Raw genomic sequence first — 24,768 nt, 5'->3', positions numbered from 1 at the left:
GTATTACTAAAATCTGCCGAGACGCTGCGGGACGGCCCGTTGCGCCGAATGCGGAAAACGAAGAAAAAATTCAAACCGATTATGAGACATTTCGTTTATTGTGCGGCGCTTGCAGCCGCCGTATTTTTCCTTGCTGGGTGCGGCGGGAACCCGAATAAAAAGAACGCTTCGGAGACTCAAACCTCAGAAACGCAGAGTTCCGTCATGGAGGTCGATAACCTGCTCGCCGATGCTGAGAAGTTGACCGGCGGCAAGGTGACGGTCGAGGGCGTCTGCACGCATATCTGCCGCCACGGGGGCCGCAAGATTTTCCTAATGGGAACCGACGATACGCAGGTGATCCGCATTGAAGCCGGAGAGAAGATCGGCAGCTTCAAGCCCGAATGCGTGAACAACGTCGTGCGGGTGACGGGCACGCTGGTCGAAGACCGGATCGACGAGGCTTACCTTGCCGAGTGGGAGCTGCGGCTCAAGGACCAGATCGCCCGGCAGCACGGCGAGGGCGAAGCCGGATGCAGCGCCGAACATCAGGCCCGCGGCGAATCGGTTGCCAGCAGCACCGAAAAGCGTATCGCCGACTTCCGTGCCTGTATCGCCGACCGCAAAGCCAAAGAAGGCAAGGAATACCTTTCGTTCTACCATGTGGACGGCGGGAGTTATGAAGTTTTGAAATAAGAAGTTTTGCACGTCATGGGGACACGGTCGTTTATGTCCGCCGTGAGGAAATGGAGCAGGCCCGTTCACCGCGACCTCTCCTTTTTCTTTTCGGGCGTACTGCTGATTTATGCGGTTTCGGGCTTCATGCTCAACCACAAACGCGATTTCAATTCCGATTATTCGGTGCGCCGGACCGAGCTGGTCTTCGCACAGGAGATACCGCGCGCCGAGCAGGAGTGGACCCGTGCGCGGGCCGAGGAACTGCTCCTGCGCGTCGGCGAGGAGGGCAATTACTTGAAACATTACTTTCCCGAACCGGACCGGTTGAAAGTCTTTATCCGGGGCGGCAGTTCGCTGACGGTCGATCTGGCGTCGGGACACGCCGTCTACGAGTCGATCCGCAAGCGGCCCGTGCTGAGCAGTCTGAACCGGCTGCATTACAATCCGTCGCGCTGGTGGACGGTCTTTTCGGATGTCTTTTTAGCGGGATTGATCGTAATCGTGCTTTCCGGGCTGGTGATGATGCGCGGCCCGAAAGGATTGCGGGGCCGCGGAGGCGTCGAGCTGATCGCGGGGATTCTGATTCCGCTGCTGTTTATTTTCCTGACCTGATCCGGGAAACTGCGTGTGATAAAAGGGCGGACGTCGAAAACGTCCGCCCTTCTCTTGCGTATGGGTTTGTTGTCATCGTTTTGCCGTGCCGAATACCAGCAGCGGGACGAAGAGGAAGAGTCCGAACAAGACGACGCCGACGGTCTGCCAGAGCCGTCCGCCGGGCGATCTGCGGCGGATGAGCGCATAGAACGCGCCGAGCACGAGTCCCAGCCAGAGGGCCTGAAACGACACCTCCGCAATCCGGGGCTTTACGTAGCCGTCCAGCGGCGAGGTGAACGACAGTTCGAAGGGAAACAGGTATTTTGCGTACTCGGCCCATGCCTGCGGTTTCTCTTCGGGGCGGTATTCGTCCGCCAGTGAATAGTCGCGGGCGTTCACGGCGACATAGCGTTTCGATTCGGCGCCTTGGATGGTGACCGTCCAGTAGAACATGTCGCCGATGATCATCATGTTCTCCCGTGTGGGGCCGAATTTCCCGACGGGAATCTCGTGCAGTTTGTAATCCTCCGCACCGAGCGTATAGAAACGCTTTTCGCTGTCCACCAGAAAACCGAGACTTTTGCGGTCGGCGAACTCCGTGACGAAAATCTGGCCGATTTGCAGCGAGTCCGCAACGTCGGTACGGCGCACGAACGGGCGGCCGCGGACCTGCTTCATGTGGTAGACGCGCAGCGCGTCGTCCACCAGCAGGTAGCCGTTGTCGTACCGCTTGCGCGTCGAGGGGTTGCCGGAGACGACGCGGGCCGGGAACGAAAATCCCTTGTCCCGCAGGACTTTGGTGAATGCCGCGCTCTTCTTTTGGTCGATGGTGTTGGTCTCCATATCGACGAACTCGATTCCCTCGCCGGTGATGCGGAACACGTCCGTCGCCGGTTCTAAATCGATGCGGTCGGGCATCGATTCCAGCAGTTGATAGACCGTCGGTCTGCGGCGGTTGATTTCGCCGGGCGACGTGCGGAACATGAAGTTCGTGCGCTCCACGTCGCGCGATTCGACCGCCACGCCCTCGATTTCGGACGGAAACCTCCCTTCGGCGGCGAGTTGGCGGTAATAGAACGTCGGCAGGATACTGTCGAACTGCTGCTGGGTGTAGGTGTTGCCCTGCAGATCGCGTCCGGCGACGTTGTTTTCGCGGTCGAAATCCACCGATGCGAATCCGTGCGTCACGCAGCTGTAGAGCGTGAACGGCGACCACGAAGGCGATGCGAACACGAACGCGTAGCACCACGGCAGCAGCCATGCCAGCAGAAGCGCCGCAAGGAGGATTATTCCGGTTTTGATACTCTTTATCATAGATTTGTCGTTTTGCGGGTTAATCCTGACATCCCTGCTTGAAACGGTATACCGAAAGCAGCGGGAAGAACAGCGAACATACCAGCAGCAGCGCCAGCCACGGCAGCATGCCGTCGTAGGCCTGCGGGGTGTCGGAGAGGAAGAAGATCCGGCAGACGCCCACGGCGATCAGCAGATTCGCCAGCCGCCGTTTCCATGTGGGTTCGAGACAGATCCATGCCGTCAGCAGGTAGAGCGTCAGCCCGGCCAGATACCACGGCAGCGCCGTCAGCAGAATCCGCGCGACCAGTTCGGGCGCCAGCAGGGCGTGGAAGTACCCCCACAGCACGGCGGTTTGCACGATGAACAGCAATGCCAGCGCTCCCAGCCCGATGCCTGACATCAGCAGAATCATCTTCCACTGTGGAAAGGGCAGGTGAAGCGTCAGCTTCAGCCGTTTCTGGGCCATTTCGGGGACGAACTGAACCACTGCGAGCAATACGCCCAGCAGGGCCGGCAGGTATTGGAGAATGTCGATGAAGACAACTTCCTTTTCGAGCATCACCTCCCAGACGTGCGCCGCACCCTTGAAGGTTATCACCCGTTGGACGCGCAGCAGCGCATAGGCGGTGGCTCCGAAGAGGAACAATGCGCTCAGCGGATAGAAGCAGCGCATTTTGATCCACTCTTTGTAGAATATGGCTTTGATCATAATTCGGGTTTAGTATTTTCCGGTCAGTCCGATGAAAGCGTCTTCGAGGTTCAGCGTTTCGCCGCGCAGGTCGCTGCAGACAATGCCCGCGCGCTCCAGCACGCCCTGTACCGTCGCAGGGGAGTCGAACGAATAGAGTTCGGCGCGCCCGTTCACGACGCTCGGGTGGTAGAGGCCGTCGCCGGCGGGGATCGTGACGTCGGCGCCCGGCGTGAAGGTGTATCGCCGGAACGTGCCGAGCAGTTCGCCGACGGGCATCTGTACCAGAATGCTTCCGTAATCCATGATGATACAGTCGTCCACGAGCTTTTCCATGTCCTGAATGATGTGCGAGGTAAGGAAAACGGTCTTCTCCTCGCTCTGCGCATAGTCGCGCAGGTATTCTACGAACAGGCGGCGGTAACCGGGGTCCAGTCCCATCGAGAAGTCGTCAAGCACGAGCAGATCGGCGTTCTGGGCGAGAATCAGCCCTAAGGCCACCTGCGAACGCTGTCCGCACGACATGCGCGAGATGCGCTGCCGGGGCGCCACCTTCAGCATTTCCATCAGTCCGTAATAGGCGTCGCGGTTCCAGCGGGGATAAAACCGCGCATAGAACCGTTCGATCTGCTCGATGGTCATGAAGGCGTACTGCACGTGTCCCTCGATCAGCAGGGCGATCCGGGCGCGGGTTTCGGGCCGCATCGTGCGGATATCCTCGCCGAAGATCAGACACTGTCCGGCGCGCGGTTGGAGATAGCCGCTCAGAATGTTGATGGTCGTGGTTTTTCCGGTGCCGTTTTTACCCAAAAGTCCGAGGATCCGCCCGCGCGGAACCTCGAAACTCAGGTCTTTGTATATCAGCCGCTCCCCGTAACAATGGGTGAGGTTGCGGCATTCGATGACAGAATCGGTCATAAAGAATGGTCGTTCTTCCGGCTTACTTGATCAGCGACGCCTTCGTATTGGACTCGAAGTCGTTGGTCGAGTTGTTCGAGTCGATGAGTTTGCCGTCGGAACCGGTCTTGCGGATCACCGACTTGCCGAAGCGGTAGGCATCTCCGTCGGCCGTACCGCACCATGCGTAACCTGCGTCGAGCGAAGCGTCCCACGGGGCGATGTAGTATTCGTCGCGGCAGCCCGTGTTCACGGCGTCGAGCACCCATTCGTTAGGCACGCGGTAGCAGTTGCGCAGCGGCATCGTGTAGTCCGAGCCGTTCGGGGAGTGGAAGATATACTGGGCGTCTTCGAGCGGGTATTCGGCGAGGAACTGCTTTGCAGTCAGGCCGACGGGCGGCATGGCGATAGCCACGGCGTTGAAGCCGCGGTTGTGGAGCACTTGGACCGTCAATGTCGAAGCGTACCATTTGTCGAGGTTGGGCACGTCGGGGTTGTCGATATCCAGATAGTTCTCGTTCGACGAAACGTCGTACCACTCGAAATCGGCTTTCGTGGCGTCCCACGAGTTCGGGTTGCCGATGGTGTGGTTCTGGGCGTTGTTGACGACGATCAGCGACTCGCCGGCTTTGACCAGCACATCCTGTCCGTTGCCGGGAATGCAGTAGAACGCATTGCCCGCACAACACTCCTTGCGGAAGTCCTTGCCTTCGATCATCTCGCTGTTCATGCCCGAATTGAGTCCGCTCGAAAGGATCAGCATCATGCCGTCGGCATAGAGGTCTTCGTCGGAGTTGTTACGGATCTTGATGTACTGGTCGCCCAGCCACCTGTCAGGCTTTCCCGTTTCGGGAAGCGCCGTGCCTGTGAAGTAGATCTCCTCGATCACGAATTCGCCGGCTTGCAGCGTGATGTCGCTCTGTTTGATGGTTACGGTCGCCAGAACGGTGCTCTTGCCGCTCCGCGTCACGTTCACGACGGTCGAACGTTCCGTCCCCGTTTCGTTCTCATCGACGGACAGCACCAGCGCTTTGCCCGAAGATTCGGCTTCATTGATCTGAACCCACGACGCAGCATCGGCGGGAATATTCACGTCGAAATTTTCCTCGGGCACGTTTACCAGCACATTGCCGCCGAGCGCGCGCAAGATTTCGGATACGACGACGGGATTGACCGTTTCTTCGGGATCGTCGGTGCAGGATGCGAAGCCCGCTGCGAAGAGGGCCGTGGTGAGAATTAAGAAAAGCTTTTTCATAATTGGTTTTTATTATTGGTTTGACAAATATTGGTTCGATCGTTTAGAACAGGATGCCGAACGTCGCCGTCAGAACGTGTTCGGACAATCCTCCGCTGTAAAACCGGGGCGTCCACCCCGCCTCGGCGAAGCAGGCCAGATTCCGGCTCAGGCGGCGTTCGGCCCGCAGGGACACCTCGGGGGCGACGGCCCGGCCGCTCAGCCGCGCCGCCGTGTAAGTCAGGTATTCCGAAATGTTGTTCAGCACGTTGCTGAGCGAAACCTCCTCGTCGGGCGAGACGTAACAGCCGATTCCTGCCGTCGCTTTCACGCGCCACTGCGGACGGAGCCATTCTGCGCTGCCGCGTACCGCTCCGCAGAACTGCGCAAGCCGCATCCGCCGTGCCGGATAGGCGTACGTGGCCGTGGACTGCCGCCATTCCGCGCGGGGACTGAGCATGTAATTCACCGTGCCGCGCCGCCATTCGACGGTCGCTTCGGCGTCGGCGTGCCAGATACGGTTCTTATACATCGCCTGTTCATCGACGATGACGCTGTGTCCCGTACGGTCGGCTATCATTTCGATACTGCGGCGCAGTTCATAGCCGCCTCCGGCGCGCAGGCTCCAGCGGCCGCTGCGGTAGGCTGCGGAGAGGGTCGCCTGACGGGTTTTGAGCCGGGTTATGGGGACCGTGTTGTTGGATTTGTTGAGCCGCTCCGTCGTAAGGCTTTCGAATGCGACACGGGCATACCAGCCTTTCGCGTGCCGCGGCATGAGCTGTGCCGCCAGCAGACAACCCTTTCCGTCATAGCCGATGTTGAAACTCTCGCTGTTCAGTGAATAGCGGGTGTAATAACTGCCCAGTCCGGTCATATACAGCTCGGAAGAGCTGGCGCCGGGCGGATAGAAAAAGTCTATGTCCTGATCCTGTTTATAGAGCCGCCCCTGCAGGTCCAGCCCCAAAACGTACTGAGGGAACTGCATGCCTACGCCGAGTTTGATCGTGAAATCCGACACGACGTTGTGGGGCCGCGGATCGACCTGACGGTATTCCTGTCCGGCGCGGTAGTCGCCCCGGATCGCAAGGTCGAAGCGTCCCACCCGGTGGACATAGCCGCCGCCGAAAGCATATTCCTCGGTCGAGAGGTTTCCTCCGGCGGAATCCGCCGTGATGCAGGGATAGAGCAGCAGGTAGTCGGCCGTGGAGTTCCAGCAGACGTTGCGGCGGTTGCCGCGGACGTACCGGGCGTCTGCCCACGTTGCCGACCGCTCGCTGAGCCGCCGGTAGCTTTCGGCATAAAATCCCCCGTCGAAGGCTCCGTCGCCCAGCGGCTGCAGCAGCGCCTCCTGCTCACGGCGCAGGTCGATGCGGAGCGAGATCTGCGAAAGCGACTGTTCGCTGCGGTAGAGCATCATAGCGGGCGACTCCGTATGAAATCCGGCTACGGCCCGTTCGTCCTCCGCGCTGAAAACGGAAGAACGCTCCAATACGCCGAGCGTATCGCGCTGGGCGGAAGCGGCGGCGGGCAGCAGCGCCAGTATCGACAGGAAAAGGGCCTTCATCATCGTCAGATCGATTTTAGTAACAACACGATCGATTCGCTGTCCTCTACCCAAGTCATTGCTGCTGGAATCTGATTGTAATCCGTGCAGCGCAGAATCTTCTTTTCTCCGGTCGAATAGGTCGCGTCGGCTTCGACGATGAACGTGTAAACCCCTTTGCGGAGCCGTATTGTCGCGCTGTTCTGTTCGGCGGCGGGAAATGGCACCCGCTCTCCGGAGTTGATATTGTCGAAGTAGGAGATGTCTGTGCGTATTTCCAGCTTTTCGACGGGGCGGCTGTCCGGCATCACGAACCGGATGGACAGTTCGGTGAAAATCGAATCGTCTTTTTCGCAGGCCGAAAACAGCAGTGCGGAGAGCAGAAACAGAGTCCGTATGGTAGATTTCATCATCATCGCATTACAGTTTGATGTTGAGTTCCATGCCGAAATAGGGGCTGGAATAGCGGCGTACCAGTGCGTTGGTCTCGTTTCTGTACGAAGGACTGTATGTGAACAGCCGGTTTACGAAAATCGCAATGTTGAGCCGGTCGCGGTAAAGCCGTTTCGAGATTTTGAGATTGACGTTCATACTGAAAGGCGTGAGACGGTAGAGATAGGCTTCTTTCGATACGTTGTCGTGGATCATATGCTGCAAAATACCGTCGGCTGCCGACTCGGCCGTAAACGGATGTTCCTGTAACTGCAGGTCGAGGTAGCTGGTCGGCGCAGGATTGCACCATTCGGCCTTCATGCCGGAAAACCACTGGCATTGGAACGACGTGGAGAAAATCAGCCCCAGTTTGGGAATCTGGGTGTCGAGCAGGAAATTGGTGTTGCATACTTCGTGAAACGTGTTGTCGTCCTGATCGTAAAGCCCGATGTAAGGATAGGGCGTCCCTTCTGCGAGCTGTACGGTCGTCAGGACGTACTGGGGTTCGCTGTTCTCATAGCGGGTTTTGAAATAGGCGCCCGAGACGATGAGTTTCGTGGCCAGCGCCCGGATGCGCCGCGTGGAGAGCGAGAATTCGATGCCCTGCTTGAATGTGCGGCTTCCGTTGGTCTTGACGCCGACGGTCTGGAATACCGTTTTGTCCTTGTAGGGAAGCCATTCGAGCTGCGGCGGTCCGGTGAACTCCATATCCTTGAGCGGTCCGGTGTCGTATTCGCGGTAGGTCCGGGTGAGTACGTCGGTCGAGGTGCGGAATCCCGAGGTCATATTCTCCCGGAAATAGGTTACCGACAATCCGTATCCGTTCCACTCCGCATTGCCGCGCACCTCCCATTTGAAGTTCCGCGCCGCCTTCAGGTCGTAATTGGTGGGGTCGTGCTTGAAGACTTCCACATTGACACGGCGTTTCGATTCGTCGTCCGCCGGGAAATAGTTGAGCCGCGTGTAATAGGAGTAGTCCGGTTCGGGGAAGAGCTGGTCGAGCGTAGGCGTTTTGGTGTGCCATCCCGCGCCGCCCGCGAATGTGATGCGCATCGGGTCGCCTGCCATGTCGAACGCCGGAAGCGTCACCGAGAGGTTGGCACGCGGATCGAAATGGAATTTGCCCTGCAGGGTGTAACGGCTTCCGAGATTGGCCATGGCCGTCGTACGCAGTCCGGCCATTATCTCGATCCGCCACTCGCCGGCCGTAATCGTCGTATTGTCCTCCAGAAACGCCGAGAGCCGGTGCAGCGCCGGCAGGGCGTCGTAACGCCGCGGATGGGAACTCATCAGGTCGGTAAATGGGCGCGTCACGTCGTAAAGCAGACCGCCGCCGTAATTTTTCGACATGTTCCATTCGGCTCCGATGCGGATCGTGTTGCGGCTCAGCGGGGTGTCGGCTCCCAGCAGGGCTACCGCCTTGGCGTTGGCGTAGAACGGTTTGTTGTCCACCTGCAGGGTCGCTTCATAGCGGACCGGCAGCACTTCCATATCGAAGACGCCCTCTTCGACTGCCGTGCGTATAGGGACGTTGCCGCTGTTCGCTCGGTAACGCCAGCGGTCGATCAGGTCGAATTCGGAAGAGACGGAAGCGGAAAAATCGAAGCTGCGGAAAAAATTCGCACCCTTGGATTCGGCGGTGAAATTCACCGCCGCGACGACGTTGTTGTAACTCGATTTGTAGCGTTCGAGGGGGATGCCCGCCGGGCCTTCGTCGATATCCCGGTCGCTTTTTTGGCGGTCGAAAGAGCCGGTGTAGTCGAGCGATCCGCCCAACGTGTAACGGTAGGCCGAGGTGCTTTCCCAGCGTTTCTTCATGCGCCACGATCCGGTCGCACGCTGGTAGTTCTGGCGCGTATTGCGCGGGTCGTCGTGGGAGTTGAGCCATGTCGCGCCGACGTTCATCGTCAGCAGGTCGGCCGGAGCGCCCCATTCGAATCCTTTGCCGACATAGAGCAGCTGGCTGCCCAGATCCGCTTTGAAGCGGGCTTCGAGGTTGCGGCCTCCCTCCTTGCGCTTGATCTTGATCAGTCCGCTGGTCAGATCGCCGTATTCGACCGACGGAATGCCCTGCTGAATCTCTACCGAAGCTATTTCATCGGTCGGCATCGTGCGCATGTCGACGCCTCTGTTCAATGAAATATTATTGCCGACGGTCGTTCCCGAATTGTATGTCATGCCCGCGTCGTTCGACATCGGAATTCCGTCCATGACGAACGAAACGCCGAGCGATGTAGTCTGGTAATCGCTGTTCGAGATGCCGATCTCGCGCAGATGAATGTGGTTCGAGGAGAAAAACGAGGGGTCGGAGGCCCGTCCGCCGGGCAGCAGTTCGAGCAGGTCCCCGAAACTCGACGGCTGGATGTGGTTCATCGCGTCCCGGCCGATATGCACGCCCGAGACCGGTCCCCGCACTTGGGTCGCCGTGATTACGACCTCGCGGATCTGCGTGTCGCTTGTCCGGAGCCGGACGGTCCGCAGCATGTCGCTGCCGCTGACGGGCCGTACCTCCATCCGTTGGGAGACATATCCGATATATGAGATATCCGCATTGTAGGTATTCGCGGGCAGGGTGAAACGTGCCCGGCCCTCCTCATCGGTCGTCGTCGCGTAGGCCTTTCCCCCCCCCGACATAGGAGTCAGCGCCACCGTAGCATACGCCAGCGGATTGTGCAGGGAATCGGTAACTTCGAACGTGATCCCGGCGTCGGGCCGGCCGGACTGCCCGTACGTGTACGCAGGCAGCAGGATAAATAGCAAATATTTCAGGAGTAGCCGCATAGTTCTGTTTTCACGGGACAAAAGTATAGCGCCCCGGCATATGCGGCAATCGCCATATCTTGGTAAATTGCATTGCAATCATCACCAATTAATAATGAGTTGCGTTCGTGCGGCATCCCATCATAATGCTATCCGGCCGCGCCAAAACCCCTAAAATCCGGTATTGACGATCCGGTGGGAATGCTGTTTCTTTGCCGTAAACCAAAAACGACGAAATTATGACTGGTATCTTTTTCGGCAGTACGATGGGCACGACCGAGGCCGTGGCTGCGGATATTGCCAAACAATTGGGCGTCGCGGACGCCGATGTACACAATGTGGCCGATACGCCGGCCGGCGAAGTGCAGAAATACGACCTGCTCGTGCTGGGTTCTTCGACGTGGGGCGCAGGCGAATTGCAGGACGACTGGTACGGCTTTTTGGATCAGCTGAAGGCGCAGGATCTGAGCGGTAAAAAGGTGGCGCTTTTCGGCTGCGGCGACAGCGGTTCCTATCCCGATACGTTCTGCGATGCCGTCGGGCTGATTTACGACGGCTTGCAGCAGAGCGGCTGCACGTTCGTCGGAGCCTATGCGCCCGAAGGGTATGACGAAACAGGTTCGCTGGTCTGCCGCGGCGGAAAGTTCGTGGGACTTGCCGTCGATGAAAGCGCGCCCGACAAGACCGACCGGCGGGTTGCCGCATGGTGCGAACAGATTAAAAACGAGTAACGATGAGCGCCGAGGAGTTCAGCCGTTACGATTCGATGAAGCTGTTCCTGCACCAGATTTACGAGTTCCAGAAAGGTGTACGGAGTCTGGTGCTCTGCACGATGTGCCGCACCTGCGCTTCTCTGCTCTCCGAGCGGCTGGAAAGGCTGGGTATCGCTTACCGGATTCAGTCGGTGACCGACAGCAAGGTGAATCTTTACTTCGGCAACCGCATGTGTCTGGAGACCGTGGCGACATTCATCCACAAGCCGCTCAACGAACTCTCCGCCGAGGAGGATTTCATGCTCGGCGCGATGCTCGGCTACGACATCGCCGGGCAGTGCGAACGTTATTGCAAACGAAAGTCTCCGGGTGTTTCATCAGAACAAGCGGCGGTCAACTGACCGCCGCATATTCCTTCCTGATCTGCGCCGTGAACGAATCCCCCGCGCCGACACCGTCGGCCACTTCGACGTGCGGCGTGGCGACGTACGACATGCCGTCCGGAGTGAATACATGGCTTCCGACGGCGCCGCAGGTGAGTATCACGGTACGGAGTCCGTATTTTTCGAGCAGGTCGCGGCACTGCGCCTGTATGCCGAACATCCGGCTTACGACGGTCAACTCCTCGTCGTTTGTTTTCAGAATATTGCTGCGGCAGAGCGAGTCGTGGACCACCTCCGGCGAATAGAAATGCTGCCGCAGGTTGATGTCGAAGATCTTATAATGTCCCGCTGCGCAAAAAACGGAACCGCGGAAAAGCCACAGTCCCGATTCTTTGCCGTTGCTCTCCGTTATTCTGTTTCGAAATCATGCGACAGCTTATGTCCGTTCTCATCGACGCGCAACGATACGATGTGGAGATGCTGCCGGTCAATGTCCTTATGCTTGAAGACGATATAAGGCTGGTTGCCGTAACCCATACGTTCCATGTATTCTTGTGTGATCTCACGGAGCTGTTCGTCGGTCAACTTGTCTTCCGGCGAGGAATTCAGCGAAGCATGGAAAACCGTGCTGGTCGTCCTTCTGTTGGCTTCGAGATACGGCATGAAGCTCTCCATGCAGGCGTCAATATCAAGGCGTCCGCATTTATCGTATGGTTCGAGCATCTTCTGCCAGAAAAGCACTTCGGCTTCGTCCTTATCCACTTTCTCCTTGTTATAATACAACGCTCCACTGGGCGAGGGGCGCGATCTTATATTCGCAACCATTCCTTAGCTTGTTTGGCAAGGTTCAGTATCTTGATACTAAAGGCTTTCAATTCCCTCATGCGCTGTTCCAATGCGGCGATCTGATGCGGGATTGCGACGTTGGAAAAGTGCGAATTGACGACCTTTACGACCTGATTATGCAGGCTAAGTACCCGGCGCCTTGTCTTATTTCCAAGATAGGTTTCCCAATACTCGCCTCCGAACCGGACGTACATCTTCCAGCGTATCCGGCTCTCCACTAATATTGTCAGTCTAAAACGTTCCATGATGTATCTTTTGATGACAGCTACCGCATACAGCCATAGTCTTTCGACGTCTGGCAATCATCAGTTTTTCCCAATTCTCCTTGCCTTTCAGTTCTCCGAGTTTACGCACATGGTGCATAACCAGATTGTCCGTAGCACCGCATAACTCGCATTTCTGAGCTTTCAGCCTGTCTATAAGGCTTGTGGTGCTGACGCCGGGCATTGGATTCGGGCATCTGTCAATCGACCGATCATAGGAAGGTCTTTTTCTTTTGAACCCTTCATTGTATAAGCGACGTTCTTTTACCTGGCCGTTTTTTACCGTATACCCGACTGTAAAGACTCCGTTGCGTTTGTATTTTTGGCAAATTCGTCTTACCGTGGTTCGGTATTTCCCGGCAAAGGTTTTGTACATACTGTACTGCATGATGTAGTGAAAAGTATTCAGTTCAGAAGCGTTGTTAGCTATCGAGTAATAGTTGTAAAACCCTCTGATCTCGGCATTGTAACTGTCAAGGATTTCAAGGTCGTCATTATTGATCAGTTCCGACCGGTGCTTGGGAATCCATTGCTCGTGCCCGTTATGATAGCTGAATTTCAGCACCCCGAGTTCCAGCAATTTTTTCTTTATCACTTCGGTCGTTACCTTTAATCTGACCTTGTTTCCATACACACGGGACAGGCTTCCCCGTTTATTCCGTTTTTGCAGGTTCGACTTGCGGACAGTCACCTCATATCCGAGGAATTTTGCAGGCTTTTCAGTATGAGTGACGAGCGTTTTCTCATCCGATAGTTCCAATGCCAGTCTGTCTGCAAGGAAACGCTTTATATCGTCCTTGATCTTTACGGCATCTTCTTTACTTACGATAATTCCAATGAGGAAGTCGTCGGCATACCTCACATATTTAAGCCTCTTGAAGTTTCCGTCCATAGGGTCGAAGCACGGCATCGCGGATCGGGTTTTGTCTATCTCTTTGAGCCGTTTGACGAGCACTTTTCTTTCTACATTATTTGTCGCTGTTTTGAGTTCACGCATAACCAGCCTCTTTTGGTAAGTGAGAACTTCGTATTCCCGTTGCTGTCTTCCCCTATCTCCCTTGTCGAATTTGGAAGCATATTCTTTCATGTACTTATCCAGTTTGTCCAAATAGATATTGGCCAATATCGGACTGATAATTCCACCTTGCGGCATTCCGCTGTACGTTCCATGAAATTGCCATTGTTCCAAGTAACCCGCTTTCAGAAATTTTCTGATAAGTCGTATGAATCGTTCGTCGGAGATACGTTCCTTTAAGATGTCGATCAGAATATTATGATTGACATTGTCGAAGAAACCTTTTATATCTCCTTCGATGAACCACTTCTTACCCGTAAAAGTCTTCTGTACGGCATTCAATGCGGTGTGGCAGCTACGATGCGGACGGAAGCCGTGCGAAGTATCTTCAAAGTGACCTTCGTAAATAGCTTCCAGTACCATTCGTACTACCTCCTGCACCAGTTTGTCGTCGAAAGAGGGTACGCCGAGAGGTCGTGTCTTCCCGTTTTTCTTCGGGATGTACATTCTTCTCGATGGCTGGGGAGAGTAGCTTTCGTCTTTCAACGAAAGAATCAGTTTCTCAATGCGGGGAAGGCTTATACGGTCGATGGTTTCTCCATCTGCACCTTGTGTCATATTACCCGGCTTGGCATATATTCGCTGATAAGCCAGATAATACATTTCCTCATTGAAAAGAATACGATAAAGCCTCTCAAACCTGTATTCCGTGGTTTGACTATGCTTTGTCAGACTGTTTAATACTCTTGCGGGACTTCTCATAATGCCTCTCGCATTTTCCGTTAATCGTATTAATGAATATTAGCTGCCGCCCTTCGCCTTGTACGAGGCTTTCCCCCGCGCGGACTACTACGGCGGCTCCGTTACCATACCGGATATTCATAGACCTTCGTCCAATAGCCTTACGGCATTCCGGTTTAGGTAATCCCCGTTTACGATATAATAACTATGGCGCGACAGATTGTCGGATATGACGTCCGCCCTTTACTGTTCATTACAGTTGCGTCGTGATAAGTTCTTGCTCTCTCTGTCCAACTACTACAATGAGAGTATCACGATATGACGAGTATAGTTACCTTAACGTCACAGTTTCGGAAGGTACCGCTCAGGCTGTCATTCAATCAATCCGGATTTTATCCTCATATCTGTCTTTCATCACCCCATTCAGTCGCAGTCCGATAACTGACTGACTTATGGTTTACCCCGACATGCTACACTCCCTGTCCGGTTTCCCTTTCAGATAAGTCGGTTGATGATAGGTTATTTTCAAAGAACACTTACCTAATAGCTTGCCATCGCTATATTTATTATATCGCCTTGACGGGCGCACAGTTGTTCCCGAGCTTTTGAAATTGGAAATAAAAGTCGTTGAGCCGTGCGATGAATTGCACCTTCGATGGGTCACGTTTGACGACAACGAACTCCTCGTTGAAGATGCGTTTTACGATAAACCGGCTGCGGTTATGCTCCGATCCTGCCTTACAAAGCATCTGCTTAAAGCGGATATTCTCTTCCGTGGTGAGTTTGAAATTATACCTGTGGACTCTGGGATCTGTCGTTGTCGGGCGTCCGATCCTCTTTTTTGTGGTTGTCATCAGTCTGGTAGTTTAAGTGGCGTGACTCGGGAACGCCTCCCGGCCTCGCAGAGCGAGCACCTTTGTATGCCGAAAAACTTTTCGGCATACAAAGGTACAGCTCGCTCCCATCTGGCGATGGGAAAAAGCCGCGCCGGAGAACTGCTATCGAAAGTTTGAAAACTCCTCCGCTACGGCTTCCGGGACTGGGGCTGTTCCCGGTGCAATATTACAACCGTCCGGTACGAAAAAAAAGCCCGCCGAACGGACTGGAGCGGTCGTGAGCGGACATCGGAATCGAGGTATTTCTGTCGGTTGTATCTTGCAGCATGAAAGGCAAGTTTTCTTATTCCGTTCATTATCCCGATATAAACTGTATTAAACAGAAAACGGTATTTTGAATGGTTTAAAACATAAAACCAAACACACGAGCTTTATGACCGTATAACGAATATTCAATCTCAAAAACATTGTACCATGGATTCATTAAAAGAAACTGACAAACCTGCAACAAACCTTCCGAAGCATCCCCGTATCGAAGTCGATGAGGAGTTGATGCGTCAGATGATCGCCGGACAAGCTCCTTTGGACTCGAAAGTCGTCCGTAGGATTCCCGAGCCGGAAGAGGAAAATACGGACGCTCCCGAGGGAAACACATCGGCACCAACTGCTGAAAAAACAAATGTCGACACCCAAACGACTACTGTAAAGGAGCCTGCTGGATTCCGACGGAAAAAGATCATACTGCCGGATTTCGAACGCACCTTCTTCGCTCCGGTAGATTGCCGTAACCGCTCGGCGATTTATGTCAGTGCGCAAACCAAGCGCAAAGTGTCGGAAATCCTCCACCTGTTGGGGAATGAAAGCACAAGGCTTACGGCTTTGGTCGACAATATGCTGCGCTTTGTCATGGACATTTATAGCGACGAGCTGAATTATCTCCATGAAAAGAAAAATAAAAGACGGCCGTTTTGAAAAAGCAGAGGAATTTCGACGGCAGATCACAGGACGGGATGAAATCCGCCGATCGCGGCTGAACATCAGAACCGGATCGTCAGGAGCCGCAGAATGTCGCCTTTTCCGACGGTAGCGACCAGCAAAACGCCGGGGATGGAAATATGCAAGGCTCGCCCCTCGGGCGATTCGCATGGCCTTGCATATTTCCATCTCTGACGATAAATTCCCTGCCGGCGGGAAAACTTACATCGAAAATTACCCTGCTATTGACGAAGTAAGATCGGGAATCGAATTAGCTGTAAGATAGGAGGCCATTACCGTGCGACCTTGAAGACGCTGCTGAGTTTCTCGCTTAATGCCGCCATATCCCGGCCGATCTTGTCGTTAGTGATGCGCGCATAGATTTGAGTCGTGGTGATCCGTTTGTGCCCCAGCATCTTGCTGACCGTTTCCAGAGGTACGCCTTGCGAGAGCGTGACCGTCGTGGCGAAGGTATGACGCGCCATATGGATCGTGGGGTTGAACGACAGACCGGCATGTCTGGCAACATGCCTCAGCGACATGTTCAGCGTCTTATGGGTACCTTTGAGCGGGAAGACCCGGTCGCCCGAGAGGTGCATATCCTTATAACGCTCGTAGAGCATTCCGGCAACGGGAAGAAGTTTGACACGGAACTGCGTACCTGTTTTCTGACGCCTGTCGATAATCCAGCGCTCCCCGTTATCGTCCGTATGGATGTCCGCGTGGGTGAGTTTCACCACGTCCGCATGGCTCAGGCCCGTGAAAGCACAGAAGACGAAGGCATCCCGGTTGATACCCGTTCGGTAATTGGGGAGCCTGACATCTATCACGGCTTGTAACTCCGAAGCCGAAAGGTAACGGCGTTCTGAGTATTCCGGCCTCACGTAGAAACCTGCGAAAGGATCGGCGGCAATCCAGCCGTTCTTATACGCCGTGTAGGTCATCAGCTTCAATTTCTTGAGCGTAGAATGGATCGTCCCGGAACGCATCCCTTGTACCGAGGAGAGGTAGACCACGAACTTTTCGATAAAGTCCCGCTTCAATTCTTTGAAAGGAATATCCTTGACATGATATTCGTATTCGAGGAAGGAGGCCAGACGGCGGCGGCGTTTGCAGTAGTCCTCATAACTGGAATAAGCGCGGTCTTTGCCCACGCGCTTGCGGAAATCTGCAAGATATTCGTCGAAGGTCTGCAACAGCAGGCGGCAGTCGTCACCCATACCGAGGAAAGCGTTGCGGACCTTTTCGGCCGTAACGTATGAATCACGGTCGCAGAGACGTTGGTACTGCTTGCCGATATTGGTCTTGATGTTCTCCAACTTTTCATTGAGACGCTGGGCTTCAAGACTTCTGCCGGAGGCTTTGTTGGCTTTGGCATCCCAAAGGCTGGAACGAACGGAGAGTTTGCTGCTGAACTGCGACATCGTGCCATTGATGGTGATACGGCCCATAACGGGAACCTGACCGTGTTTTTCCGACTGCCTTTTTACATAGAAACGGACTTTGAAAGTGCTGCGTTGCATAATAACTTGAACTTTGTGGATGGGTTAAACGTTAAGTCAAGTTATTTGTTATGCGGAAATCCGATGCAACAAACTGAAAACAAACGCCTTAATGCAAACAAAAGCATTTCGGGCAGGTAACGGATAAGTAACAAAACTCACCGTCAAACCTGCCCGATTCTGCTTTTTTATTGCTCGGAACAGATGCAGAACAGAGAATTAAACACCTGTAAACAAGATATTTACTCTTTCCTGCGCTTCTCTTTCCCTACAAAACCCGAACCCGTCGGGTCCGCCTTTTTTCATCCGAAGAGCGTCGGTGCGGGAGCCGGCAGCGCGGGAGCCGCCGGATGGAGGTCCAGAATCTCCAGCCCGCGGCCGAGGGCGCGGCGGACGGTGTAACGCGTGCCGCCGGGCGAACCGTCGTACCACGCCACCAGGACCCGGGCGTGATCGACCAGAAAATCGTTGCGGACGGCGTAACACCCCCGGTGATAGACCGGAGAGAGCACCTCGACGGCATCGGCGGCGGCCAGCACCCGCCCGAAGCGTTCGCGGTCGGCCTGCGGGAAGCGGGCCTCCTGTCCCCGGAAGGGAACCGCGGCGACCAGCCGGACATCGGGTCTCCGGCCGCGCAGCTCCAGCACCGCTTCGGCAGCCGCGAGGTCGAACCCCACGGCCATACCGCTCAGGAAGGTCCGGAAACCGCGCGCGTACAACTCCTCCAGGGTACGGCGCAGAGCGCCGGCGGCATCGCCGCGGTAGGTGCGGTGGCCGCTGAAAGCTACGGAGATGAGGGGATCGGCGATCATATGCTCAAAGATACGGCTTTGGCCCGAATTTTGCAAAACTTCCTGCTGAATTCAAAAACTCTCACAACTATGAAAAACACAGGAATCGCCATCGTATCGCTCGTGGGCGGTATGATCATCGGATCGGCCCTCACCATGCTGTTCACGCCCCAGTCGGGCCCCGAACTGCGTCAGAAGATCAAGGATTCGATCGACGACGAGATCGACCGCGTGAAGGAGAAACTCGGCAAGGTCGAACAGGAAATCGAAGAGGCGCGCTGCAAGTGCGACGGAAAATAAACGCCGCCCGAAGATGGAAAACAAACCTTCCGGCGGCCGTTTCATAGCCTCGCTTCTGTTTTTCGCAATGACGGCGGCCATCGCCGTCCTGCTGCTGCTCACGGCGCTGGTCGTATGGCTCTCGTCCGTGACGGGTTCGTTCATCGTTTCGGCGCTGATTCTGGGCGGACTTTTCGCCCTCCTCGCCTTCGTCATCTACCTGCTGGCGATCCGGGATGCCGTGGATCACATCCGCTCGCAGGCGGAAACCGTTTACGAGGTGGCCCGCGCAGCGCAGACAGGCTATGAATGGCTCACCGAAAAGGTTACCCTCTTCCTCCGGCTGCGCGAAGAATTCCGCAGCAAATGAAAAACGCCGGTGCAACGCAATGCACCGGCGTTTTTCAAGTCCGGAACGGCCCGTTACAACGGCACATCCACATCGACGTAGACCATCGTATAGCTCTCCCGGCTGCGTAGATAAAGTTCGAACCGGCGGGCGAACCAGCCTCCGAGCCGGATATAGAGCTTCCCGCCGCGCTGCTCGCAGCGGATGTCGTAGCCGTTGTCGATGAGATCGCACTCGACATCCCCGCCCGGCAGCGACAACGCCACCTCCTGATCGAGATAGTCGTAGTTGGAATGGTCGATCCGCAACGCCGTGCTCCCGTACTCGGGCAACTTGTAGGTCCCGGGCATGGCCGTGACATATCGGACCGCCGCACCGACGGTCTTCGACTCCGCCGTAAGCGGCGAAACCACGTAGATCTTCAGGTAATTCACATCCTGGCGTCCGATGGGCATGGCCATCTTTCCGGAGGGGAACGACCTCAGCGTCCCCGGACGCACGGCCACGTAACCATGTCCCGCCTCGACGGCGGCTATCGTCGTCGAGGTCTCCAGCGATTTGGGCGCAACGGCCCCCAGACCGCCGACCTTGCCGAACGCAAAGAGCACGCGGTTCCCGCCCGTCACGAAATTCTGAGCCTTGTCGATATAGATGCCCGAATTGTCCAACACGGTTTTGCCGTTGCTTTCATCCATCATATTGAGAGAAACGGTCCCTTCGGGATCGCCGGGGACCCCATCATCGTCGGAGCAGGAGGGAGCGCCCCCGACGACTGCCGCCAGCAGCAGCGGCAGAAAAATCTTCTTCATAGATTCAATCGGTTTTGTTGTGTAGCCGCAGCGAAGATATAAAAAAACACAGACTTTTTCCGGTCCGGACCGGAAAAAGAACGGACCTCGCGAAGAGGTCCGTTCCGGTATATTCCGCAATCGGGAAATTATTTGCCGAAGTAACGCTTGTAGAGCCCCTCGAAACCCTTGCCGTGACGGGCTTCGTCCTTGGCCATCTCGTGCACGGTGTCGTGCACGGCATCGAGGTTCTGCTCCTTGGCCAGACGGGCCAGACGCATCTTGTCCTCGCAGGCGCCGCACTCGGCGTTCATGCGTTTTTCGAGGTTGGTCTTGGTGTCCCAAACGACCTCGCCGATCAGCTCAGCGAACTTCGAGGCGTGCTCGGCCTCCTCCCAGGCGTAACGCTTGTAAGCCTCGGCGATCTCGGGATAACCCTCGCGGTCGGCCTGACGGCTCATCGCCAGGTACATGCCCACCTCGGTGCACTCGCCCATGAAGTGATTCTGGAGACCCTCCCACAGTTCGGGGCTGGCACCCTTGCCGTCGCCGATCTTGTGAACCGTCACGAAATCGAGGTCGCCCTCAGCCTCTACCAGTTCGACGAATTTTTCCTTGCCTACCTTGCACATCGGGCACTGATCGGGTGCCTCGGGACCTTCGTGGATGTACCCGCAAACGGTACAACGCCATTTCTTTGCCATAATACGCTGAATGTTTAGTGTGTGTGATTGTGTTCTGTTTGTGACGCAAAGATAGCAAATCCGTCCGGAATCCGTATGGATTTCCGATCGTCTTTTCTGATGGCGGGATAGGCTGCGCTTATAGCCGCGGCGCAGAACCGGATAAAGAGCGCATGAACCCACCTCCGCCTCTAAAACACGCCTCTCAGGCGAGGCGGTCGATCACCTCCTCGATCTGCGCCACGTCGGTCGAGTCCTTCACCAGCACGCGCTTGCGGCTGTCGAGCAGATACATCGCCGGAATGGCGTGGAGGTCGTAGAGGCTCTTCTCGCGGATGACACACCCCTTGTCATAGGCGTTGATCCACGACGCAGGGATGTGGTCGCGGTAGTCGCGCCACTCCGTGAGATCCTCGTCGGGATAGATCGCCAGCACTTTCAGCCGCCCGCGCTCGATCATCTCCGAGAGCATCGGCGACGAGGTGATCGCCTCGCGGATCTCGCGGCACATCGGACAGCCGGGGTTGTTGATGAACAGCAGGACGTATTCGGCATGCAGCCCGTAGAGGTTTCCCGAGGCGCCCGAGGCGAGCGTATAGCGGAAATCGTTGGCCCGATGCCCCAGCCGGTTCTGCATGGCCATCTCCAGATCGTACTGCGGGGCGATGCGTTCGTATTCGTCGTACCACGGGCTCCGCAGCTGCGCCTGCAACACGGGGATGTAGAACTCGTCGTTGCGCAGCGGCGAATTGGGGTCGTGGAGCACCTGCTCGGCGAGCATCGAGAAGTAGTCGAGCATCTTGCGCGAGGAGGAGGCGCGGCGCATCAGCGAGTCGATCGGCGAACCGTCGGTCGGACGGTCGGAGATCAGCGCAATGTAGCGGGCATAAGCCTCGACCATTTGCAGCGTGTCGGCCCGGACGGTGAAGAGCGTATCGGTGAAGTCGAAGCGGTCCCAGTAGTGCACGCGCAGGTAGTCGCGCCGCTCGTCGGGCGAAAGGCTCGACGGAGCGATGGCGGGCAGGAAGACCCGCGGACGGGAGTCCGCCGCGGCCTCCTGCGCGGGAGCGTTCCGGCGGCGGCCGCACGAGGCCATGCACAGGAGGGCCAGAAGAGAGATCAGAATGCGTCGCATAGGCTGAAATACGATTTTACATGCAAATATACGCATTTCGGGCGACAATCGTGCAACCGAAAGCCCCGAACCCCGCCGTCCGGCGGTTTTGCACGGTAGTTGCAACACTCCGCAGCGTCAAAAAAACCAAATTTATTCACTATGGATGTAAAAAAAACTACCACAAGCACAGGGTTCAAACTGAGTGTCATGACACTTGCGATTATGAACGTGACGGCCGTAGTGAGTCTGCGCGGACTGCCTGCCGAGGCGGTCTACGGACTTTCGTCGGCGTTCTACTACCTGTTCGCTGCAATCGTGTTCCTCATCCCGACGGCCATGGTCGCCGCAGAGCTGGCCGCGATGTTCTCCGACAAACAGGGCGGCGTCTTCCGCTGGGTCGGCGAGGCTTACGGAGCCCGCACGGGATTCCTGGCCATCTGGCTCCAATGGATCGAATCGACGATCTGGTACCCCACGGTGCTGACCTTCGGAGCCGTGTCGATCGCCTTCATCGGCATGAACGACGTGCACGACGCGGTGCTGGCCTCGAACAAGGTCTTCACGCTCTGCATGGTGCTGGCCATCTACTGGCTCGCCACGTTCATCGCGCTCAAGGGCCTCGGATGGGTCGGAAAGATCAGCAAATGGGGCGGTATGATCGGCACGATCATTCCCGCAGGACTGCTGATCGTCCTCGGCATCATCTACATCTCGACCGGCGGGCATAACCATATGGACATGTCGCAGGGCTTCTTCCCCGACCTGTCGAAATTCAACAACCTCGTGCTGGCCAGCAGCATCTTCCTCTTCTATGCGGGTATGGAGATGATGGGCATACACGTCATGGACGTAAAGAATCCGTCGCGCAACTACCCCAAGGCCATCATCATCGGTTCGCTCGTCACGGTCTGCATCTTCGTGCTGGGCACCTTCTCGCTGGGATTCATCATCCCAGCCAAGGACATCAGCCTCACGCAGTCGCTGCTGGTCGGATTCGACAACTATTTCCACTACCTCCACATCTCGTGGGCCGGACCGATCATCGCCATCGCCCTGATGTTCGGCGTGCTGGCCGGCGTGCTGACCTGGGTGGCAGGCCCCTCGAAGGGTATCTTCGCCGTGGGCAAGGCCGGCTACCTGCCCCCGTTCTTCCAGAAAACCAACAAAAACGGCGTGCAGAAAAACATCCTGCTGATCCAGGGATGCGTCGTGACGCTGCTGGCGCTGCTGTTCGTCGTGATGCCCTCGGTGCAGTCGTTCTACCAGATTCTCTCGCAGCTCACCGTGCTACTCTACCTCATCATGTACATGCTGATGTTCTCGGCAGCCATCGTCCTGCGGTACAAGATGAAGGACACGCCCCGTCCGTTCCGTCTGGGCAAGAAAAACGGCCTGATGTGGCTCCTCGGATGTCTCGGCTTCTGCGGCGCATTGCTGGCCTTCGTCCTGAGCTTCGTGCCGCCCAGCCAGATCGCAACGGGCAGCAACACCGTCTGGTTCTCGGTGCTCGTCATCGGATGCGTGGTCGTCGTAGGCGCCCCGTTCGTGATCTACGCCCTGCGCAAGCCGTCGTGGAGAGACCCGCAGGCCGCCGCCGAATTCGCCCCCTTCCACTGGGAAGTGCAGGCCAAAGCCGCGGCTCCGGCGCAGAACCAGCCCGCGGCGAACAATAACCAATCGACAAAATAAGGAACGACATGATTCAGAAAATCGACAAAAAAGCAGTTCAGGAGGCCCTTCGAACGGCCTACGAACGCTGCAAGAACGAAACCGGCGGCAAGAACGCCGACTATATCCCCTATCTGGCCAACGTGCCGTCGAACCTCTTCGGCATCGCGGCCTGCCTGCCCGACGGCGACGTGGTGGCCGTGGGCGACGTGGACTACAAATTCGGCATCGAATCGGTGTCGAAAGTCCCGACGGCGATCCTCGCCATGAACCAGTACAGCGGTCAGGAGGTCCTCGACAAGATCGGCGCCGACGCAACGGGGCTGCCCTTCAACTCGATCATGGCCATCCTGCTGGAAAACGACCATCCCTCGACGCCGCTGGTCAACGCCGGAGCCATCTCGGCCTGCTCGATGGTCAAACCCGTGGGCGACAGCAACGGCAAGTGGAAAGCCATCGCCTCGTTCATCGCCGACCTCGCAGGGTCGGAGGTCGAAGTGATCGACGAACTCTACAAGTCGGAAACGGCGACCAATTTCAACAACAAGTCGATCGCGTGGCTGTTGAAGAATTACAACCGCATCTACGACGATCCCGACATGGCGCTGGACATCTACACGCGGCAATGTTCGATCGGCGTGACAGCCAAACAGCTGGCCACGATGGCCGCAACGATCGCCAACAGCGGCGTGAACCCCGTGACCAAAAAAGAGGTGTTCAAACCCGAGCTCACACCCAAGATCGCCTCGATGATGGCGACCGTGGGGTTCTACGAGCACACGGGCGACTGGCTCTTCACGACGGGGCTCCCCGCCAAAACGGGCGTCGGCGGCGGCATCATGGGCGTCGTGCCGGGCGTGATGGGCGTAGCGGCGTTCGCTCCCCCGCTGGACGAGGCCGGCAACTCGGTGAAGGCCCAGAAGGCGCTGGCGTTCATCGCCGGGCACCTCAATCTCAATCTCTTCGGCACGACGCGCTGCGTGATGGCCGAAAAAGAACCGGTGCAGGCATAGGCAAAGACCTGACCGCAACGAAAAAGCCTGCATCCGTCGGATGCAGGCTTTTTTCATGCCTCGGGGCGATCAGAAGCGGTAACGCGCACCGACCAGCAGACTGCCCGAGGTGCCGATACCCGCCTCGGCATAAGCCGCGATGCGTCCCCCGACCTCGACGCCGACGGGCGACACCTGGAAGGCGAACAACGTGGATTTGTCGCTCTGTCCCCCGACCTTGGCCTTGGCGAACGAAGCGCCCGCACCGACCCGCGTATAGAACGACACGATCTTCAGATTGAGCCAGTTCCACTTCGCATTGGGCATCACGGTCCAGTAACGGTTTTTGATCTCCGAACCGGAGCCCTTGATCTCCTGCGTGTTCGACGAATAGACGACCTGTGCCCCGATGCGCAGGCTGCCGATCACCCGGAAGCTGTACCCCACGGTGACGGCGCCCCATCCCGAGGGGTCCGTATCGGCGCCCGTCAGCAGGTCGCTGTATGCGTCGATCCAGTCCGTCACGGGCGCGAAACCGTAGGAGACGGAAATCTCGCTGCGGCGCGATCCCTGAGCCGCGGCGGGCACGGCCATCGCCAGAACGACGGCCGCCATCAGCAATTTCTTGATCATAATTTTCCGGTTTAAGGGTTTACAGCCGTAAATATAGCAAAAACCGCGCTGCAAAAAAACGGGAGGACCTTCGAAAAAAGCCCTCCCGGTAAA

Annotated in this window: 26 protein-coding genes and 1 pseudogene; 9 read left to right on the top strand and 18 right to left on the bottom strand. The window is 56.6% G+C overall.

From position 1 onward, the window contains the following. Nucleotides 1-48 precede the first annotated feature (48 nt). Entirely contained in the window at nt 49-675 is a 627-nt protein-coding gene (locus NQ519_RS13755) for an OB-fold nucleic acid binding domain-containing protein (RefSeq protein ID WP_019150586.1), read from the top strand. Between the two features lie 33 nt (nt 676-708). Beyond that, nucleotides 709-1,269: a PepSY-associated TM helix domain-containing protein gene (locus NQ519_RS13750; protein ID WP_015547716.1), complete on the top strand. Its 561-nt coding sequence runs from the start codon at nt 709-711 to the stop codon at nt 1,267-1,269. A 72-nt stretch (nt 1,270-1,341) separates the two neighbouring features. Here the strand turns inward: NQ519_RS13750 and NQ519_RS13745 are convergent, their stop codons facing one another. From NQ519_RS13745 to NQ519_RS13715, 7 genes are read right to left on the bottom strand one after another with little or no spacing between them, the layout of a single operon-like run. Further along, nucleotides 1,342-2,565 carry a DUF4857 domain-containing protein gene (locus NQ519_RS13745; protein WP_015547715.1) on the bottom strand — a complete coding sequence of 408 codons (1,224 nt, stop codon included), beginning with the start codon at nt 2,563-2,565 and terminating at the stop codon, nt 1,342-1,344. 19 nt (nt 2,566-2,584) lie between these two features. Further along, entirely contained in the window at nt 2,585-3,256 is a 672-nt protein-coding gene (locus tag NQ519_RS13740) for a hypothetical protein (RefSeq protein WP_014776532.1), read from the bottom strand. A 9-nt stretch (nt 3,257-3,265) separates the two neighbouring features. Beyond that, nucleotides 3,266-4,153, bottom strand: a complete 888-nt coding sequence (locus tag NQ519_RS13735) for an ABC transporter ATP-binding protein (RefSeq protein WP_009597708.1) — start codon at nt 4,151-4,153, stop codon at nt 3,266-3,268. Between the two features lie 22 nt (nt 4,154-4,175). Beyond that, nucleotides 4,176-5,387, bottom strand: a complete 1,212-nt coding sequence (locus NQ519_RS13730; protein WP_019150587.1) for a DUF4876 domain-containing protein — start codon at nt 5,385-5,387, stop codon at nt 4,176-4,178. A 43-nt stretch (nt 5,388-5,430) separates the two neighbouring features. Continuing rightward, complete coding sequence (locus tag NQ519_RS13725) at nt 5,431-6,933, bottom strand: DUF6850 family outer membrane beta-barrel protein (protein ID WP_019150588.1); 1,503 nt, start codon at nt 6,931-6,933, stop codon at nt 5,431-5,433. A gap of 2 nt (nt 6,934-6,935) precedes the next feature. Then, nucleotides 6,936-7,319, bottom strand: a complete 384-nt coding sequence (locus tag NQ519_RS13720; protein WP_227901092.1) for a hypothetical protein — start codon at nt 7,317-7,319, stop codon at nt 6,936-6,938. A 10-nt stretch (nt 7,320-7,329) separates the two neighbouring features. Beyond that, on the bottom strand, nt 7,330-10,122 hold the full coding sequence (locus NQ519_RS13715) for a TonB-dependent receptor (RefSeq protein WP_227901093.1): 2,793 nt from the start codon (nt 10,120-10,122) through the stop codon (nt 7,330-7,332). A gap of 218 nt (nt 10,123-10,340) precedes the next feature. On the opposite strand from NQ519_RS13715, the gene NQ519_RS13710 reads away from it, so the two are divergent. Beyond that, a complete protein-coding gene (locus tag NQ519_RS13710; protein WP_009597720.1) occupies nt 10,341-10,832 on the top strand; it encodes a flavodoxin in 492 nt (163 codons plus the stop codon). Between the two features lie 2 nt (nt 10,833-10,834). Then, the gene (locus NQ519_RS13705; protein ID WP_009597722.1) at nt 10,835-11,215 is read left to right on the top strand and encodes a DUF2023 family protein; all 381 of its coding nucleotides are present in this window, start codon (nt 10,835-10,837) and stop codon (nt 11,213-11,215) included. A 25-nt stretch (nt 11,216-11,240) separates the two neighbouring features. Here the strand turns inward: NQ519_RS13705 and NQ519_RS13700 are convergent. From NQ519_RS13700 to NQ519_RS13680, 5 genes and pseudogenes are all read right to left on the bottom strand, one after another. Beyond that, a pseudogene (locus tag NQ519_RS13700) lies at nt 11,241-11,543 on the bottom strand (PfkB family carbohydrate kinase); the annotation flags it as partial. 62 nt (nt 11,544-11,605) lie between these two features. After that, nucleotides 11,606-12,022, bottom strand: coding sequence for a relaxase/mobilization nuclease domain-containing protein (locus tag NQ519_RS13695; protein ID WP_044118622.1), 417 nt, complete (start codon nt 12,020-12,022; stop codon nt 11,606-11,608). Next, nucleotides 12,007-12,237, bottom strand: coding sequence for a plasmid mobilization protein (locus NQ519_RS13690; protein ID WP_227901152.1), 231 nt, complete (start codon nt 12,235-12,237; stop codon nt 12,007-12,009). The genes NQ519_RS13695 and NQ519_RS13690 overlap by 16 nt, the downstream gene beginning before the upstream one ends. Nucleotides 12,238-12,274: 37 nt before the next feature. Further along, on the bottom strand, nt 12,275-14,083 hold the full coding sequence (locus NQ519_RS13685) for a reverse transcriptase/maturase family protein (protein WP_026076484.1): 1,809 nt from the start codon (nt 14,081-14,083) through the stop codon (nt 12,275-12,277). A 545-nt stretch (nt 14,084-14,628) separates the two neighbouring features. Next, nucleotides 14,629-14,916 carry a plasmid mobilization protein gene (locus NQ519_RS13680; RefSeq protein WP_019150594.1) on the bottom strand — a complete coding sequence of 96 codons (288 nt, stop codon included), beginning with the start codon at nt 14,914-14,916 and terminating at the stop codon, nt 14,629-14,631. Nucleotides 14,917-15,372: 456 nt separating this feature from the next. Between NQ519_RS13680 and NQ519_RS13675 the strand changes: the two genes are divergently transcribed. Then, nucleotides 15,373-15,870, top strand: coding sequence for a DUF3408 domain-containing protein (locus NQ519_RS13675; RefSeq protein ID WP_014774946.1), 498 nt, complete (start codon nt 15,373-15,375; stop codon nt 15,868-15,870). 296 nt (nt 15,871-16,166) lie between these two features. Here the strand turns inward: NQ519_RS13675 and NQ519_RS13670 are convergent, their stop codons facing one another. Both NQ519_RS13670 and NQ519_RS13665 read right to left on the bottom strand, forming a co-directional pair. Further along, nucleotides 16,167-17,396 (bottom strand): site-specific integrase, encoded by a 1,230-nt coding sequence (locus NQ519_RS13670; protein WP_227901094.1) that lies wholly within the window; start codon nt 17,394-17,396, stop codon nt 16,167-16,169. Nucleotides 17,397-17,677: 281 nt separating this feature from the next. After that, complete coding sequence (locus NQ519_RS13665) at nt 17,678-18,187, bottom strand: SLOG family protein (RefSeq protein WP_019150596.1); 510 nt, start codon at nt 18,185-18,187, stop codon at nt 17,678-17,680. Between the two features lie 69 nt (nt 18,188-18,256). On the opposite strand from NQ519_RS13665, the gene NQ519_RS13660 reads away from it, so the two are divergent. Beyond that, nucleotides 18,257-18,466, top strand: coding sequence for a YtxH domain-containing protein (locus NQ519_RS13660; protein WP_019150597.1), 210 nt, complete (start codon nt 18,257-18,259; stop codon nt 18,464-18,466). 13 nt (nt 18,467-18,479) lie between these two features. Further along, nucleotides 18,480-18,815, top strand: coding sequence for a hypothetical protein (locus tag NQ519_RS13655; RefSeq protein ID WP_019150598.1), 336 nt, complete (start codon nt 18,480-18,482; stop codon nt 18,813-18,815). A gap of 53 nt (nt 18,816-18,868) precedes the next feature. Here the strand turns inward: NQ519_RS13655 and NQ519_RS13650 are convergent, their stop codons facing one another. The 3 genes from NQ519_RS13650 to NQ519_RS13640 form a co-directional block, all read right to left on the bottom strand. Further along, nucleotides 18,869-19,603: a DUF5036 family protein gene (locus NQ519_RS13650; RefSeq protein ID WP_019150599.1), complete on the bottom strand. Its 735-nt coding sequence runs from the start codon at nt 19,601-19,603 to the stop codon at nt 18,869-18,871. A gap of 128 nt (nt 19,604-19,731) precedes the next feature. After that, nucleotides 19,732-20,286 (bottom strand): NADH peroxidase, encoded by a 555-nt coding sequence (locus NQ519_RS13645; protein ID WP_010260269.1) that lies wholly within the window; start codon nt 20,284-20,286, stop codon nt 19,732-19,734. Between the two features lie 184 nt (nt 20,287-20,470). Continuing rightward, nucleotides 20,471-21,400 (bottom strand): DUF5106 domain-containing protein, encoded by a 930-nt coding sequence (locus NQ519_RS13640; protein WP_019150601.1) that lies wholly within the window; start codon nt 21,398-21,400, stop codon nt 20,471-20,473. Between the two features lie 141 nt (nt 21,401-21,541). Here NQ519_RS13640 and gadC point away from each other — a divergent pair, with 141 nt between their 5' ends. Next, entirely contained in the window at nt 21,542-23,071 is a 1,530-nt protein-coding gene (gene gadC, locus NQ519_RS13635; RefSeq protein ID WP_026076485.1) for a putative glutamine/gamma-aminobutyrate antiporter GadC, read from the top strand. 8 nt (nt 23,072-23,079) lie between these two features. Then, the gene (glsA, locus tag NQ519_RS13630) at nt 23,080-24,063 is read left to right on the top strand and encodes a glutaminase A (protein ID WP_019150603.1); all 984 of its coding nucleotides are present in this window, start codon (nt 23,080-23,082) and stop codon (nt 24,061-24,063) included. A gap of 69 nt (nt 24,064-24,132) precedes the next feature. Here glsA and NQ519_RS13625 read toward each other — a convergent pair whose 3' ends face one another. After that, nucleotides 24,133-24,675: an outer membrane beta-barrel protein gene (locus NQ519_RS13625; RefSeq protein WP_019150604.1), complete on the bottom strand. Its 543-nt coding sequence runs from the start codon at nt 24,673-24,675 to the stop codon at nt 24,133-24,135. Between the last annotated feature and the right edge of the window lie 93 nt (nt 24,676-24,768).

It is taken from the genome of Alistipes senegalensis JC50 (assembly GCF_025145645.1).
Taxonomy (GTDB): Bacteria; Bacteroidota; Bacteroidia; order Bacteroidales; family Rikenellaceae; genus Alistipes; species Alistipes senegalensis.
This window is presented reverse-complemented; position numbering and strand designations above follow the sequence as displayed.

What these genes read in the sequence shown, in the direction of transcription:
- NQ519_RS13625 (WP_019150604.1), bottom strand. Translation starts at nt 24,675, where the DNA reads ATGATCAAGAAATTGCTGATGGCGGCCGTCGTTCTGGCGATGGCCGTG.
- NQ519_RS13645 (WP_010260269.1), bottom strand. Translation starts at nt 20,286, where the DNA reads ATGGCAAAGAAATGGCGTTGTACCGTTTGCGGGTACATCCACGAAGGT.
- gadC (WP_026076485.1), top strand. Translation starts at nt 21,542, where the DNA reads ATGGATGTAAAAAAAACTACCACAAGCACAGGGTTCAAACTGAGTGTC.
- NQ519_RS13660 (WP_019150597.1), top strand. Translation starts at nt 18,257, where the DNA reads ATGAAAAACACAGGAATCGCCATCGTATCGCTCGTGGGCGGTATGATC.
- NQ519_RS13665 (WP_019150596.1), bottom strand. Translation starts at nt 18,187, where the DNA reads ATGATCGCCGATCCCCTCATCTCCGTAGCTTTCAGCGGCCACCGCACC.
- NQ519_RS13715 (WP_227901093.1), bottom strand. Translation starts at nt 10,122, where the DNA reads ATGCGGCTACTCCTGAAATATTTGCTATTTATCCTGCTGCCTGCGTAC.
- NQ519_RS13675 (WP_014774946.1), top strand. Translation starts at nt 15,373, where the DNA reads ATGGATTCATTAAAAGAAACTGACAAACCTGCAACAAACCTTCCGAAG.
- NQ519_RS13705 (WP_009597722.1), top strand. Translation starts at nt 10,835, where the DNA reads ATGAGCGCCGAGGAGTTCAGCCGTTACGATTCGATGAAGCTGTTCCTG.
- NQ519_RS13735 (WP_009597708.1), bottom strand. Translation starts at nt 4,153, where the DNA reads ATGACCGATTCTGTCATCGAATGCCGCAACCTCACCCATTGTTACGGG.
- NQ519_RS13690 (WP_227901152.1), bottom strand. Translation starts at nt 12,237, where the DNA reads ATGTACGTCCGGTTCGGAGGCGAGTATTGGGAAACCTATCTTGGAAAT.
- NQ519_RS13685 (WP_026076484.1), bottom strand. Translation starts at nt 14,083, where the DNA reads ATGAGAAGTCCCGCAAGAGTATTAAACAGTCTGACAAAGCATAGTCAA.
- NQ519_RS13695 (WP_044118622.1), bottom strand. Translation starts at nt 12,022, where the DNA reads ATGGTTGCGAATATAAGATCGCGCCCCTCGCCCAGTGGAGCGTTGTAT.
- NQ519_RS13755 (WP_019150586.1), top strand. Translation starts at nt 49, where the DNA reads ATGCGGAAAACGAAGAAAAAATTCAAACCGATTATGAGACATTTCGTT.
- NQ519_RS13740 (WP_014776532.1), bottom strand. Translation starts at nt 3,256, where the DNA reads ATGATCAAAGCCATATTCTACAAAGAGTGGATCAAAATGCGCTGCTTC.
- NQ519_RS13720 (WP_227901092.1), bottom strand. Translation starts at nt 7,319, where the DNA reads ATGAAATCTACCATACGGACTCTGTTTCTGCTCTCCGCACTGCTGTTT.
- NQ519_RS13725 (WP_019150588.1), bottom strand. Translation starts at nt 6,933, where the DNA reads ATGATGAAGGCCCTTTTCCTGTCGATACTGGCGCTGCTGCCCGCCGCC.
- NQ519_RS13650 (WP_019150599.1), bottom strand. Translation starts at nt 19,603, where the DNA reads ATGAAGAAGATTTTTCTGCCGCTGCTGCTGGCGGCAGTCGTCGGGGGC.
- NQ519_RS13750 (WP_015547716.1), top strand. Translation starts at nt 709, where the DNA reads ATGTCCGCCGTGAGGAAATGGAGCAGGCCCGTTCACCGCGACCTCTCC.
- NQ519_RS13670 (WP_227901094.1), bottom strand. Translation starts at nt 17,396, where the DNA reads ATGCAACGCAGCACTTTCAAAGTCCGTTTCTATGTAAAAAGGCAGTCG.
- NQ519_RS13745 (WP_015547715.1), bottom strand. Translation starts at nt 2,565, where the DNA reads ATGATAAAGAGTATCAAAACCGGAATAATCCTCCTTGCGGCGCTTCTG.
- glsA (WP_019150603.1), top strand. Translation starts at nt 23,080, where the DNA reads ATGATTCAGAAAATCGACAAAAAAGCAGTTCAGGAGGCCCTTCGAACG.
- NQ519_RS13640 (WP_019150601.1), bottom strand. Translation starts at nt 21,400, where the DNA reads ATGCGACGCATTCTGATCTCTCTTCTGGCCCTCCTGTGCATGGCCTCG.
- NQ519_RS13655 (WP_019150598.1), top strand. Translation starts at nt 18,480, where the DNA reads ATGGAAAACAAACCTTCCGGCGGCCGTTTCATAGCCTCGCTTCTGTTT.
- NQ519_RS13730 (WP_019150587.1), bottom strand. Translation starts at nt 5,387, where the DNA reads ATGAAAAAGCTTTTCTTAATTCTCACCACGGCCCTCTTCGCAGCGGGC.
- NQ519_RS13710 (WP_009597720.1), top strand. Translation starts at nt 10,341, where the DNA reads ATGACTGGTATCTTTTTCGGCAGTACGATGGGCACGACCGAGGCCGTG.
- NQ519_RS13680 (WP_019150594.1), bottom strand. Translation starts at nt 14,916, where the DNA reads ATGACAACCACAAAAAAGAGGATCGGACGCCCGACAACGACAGATCCC.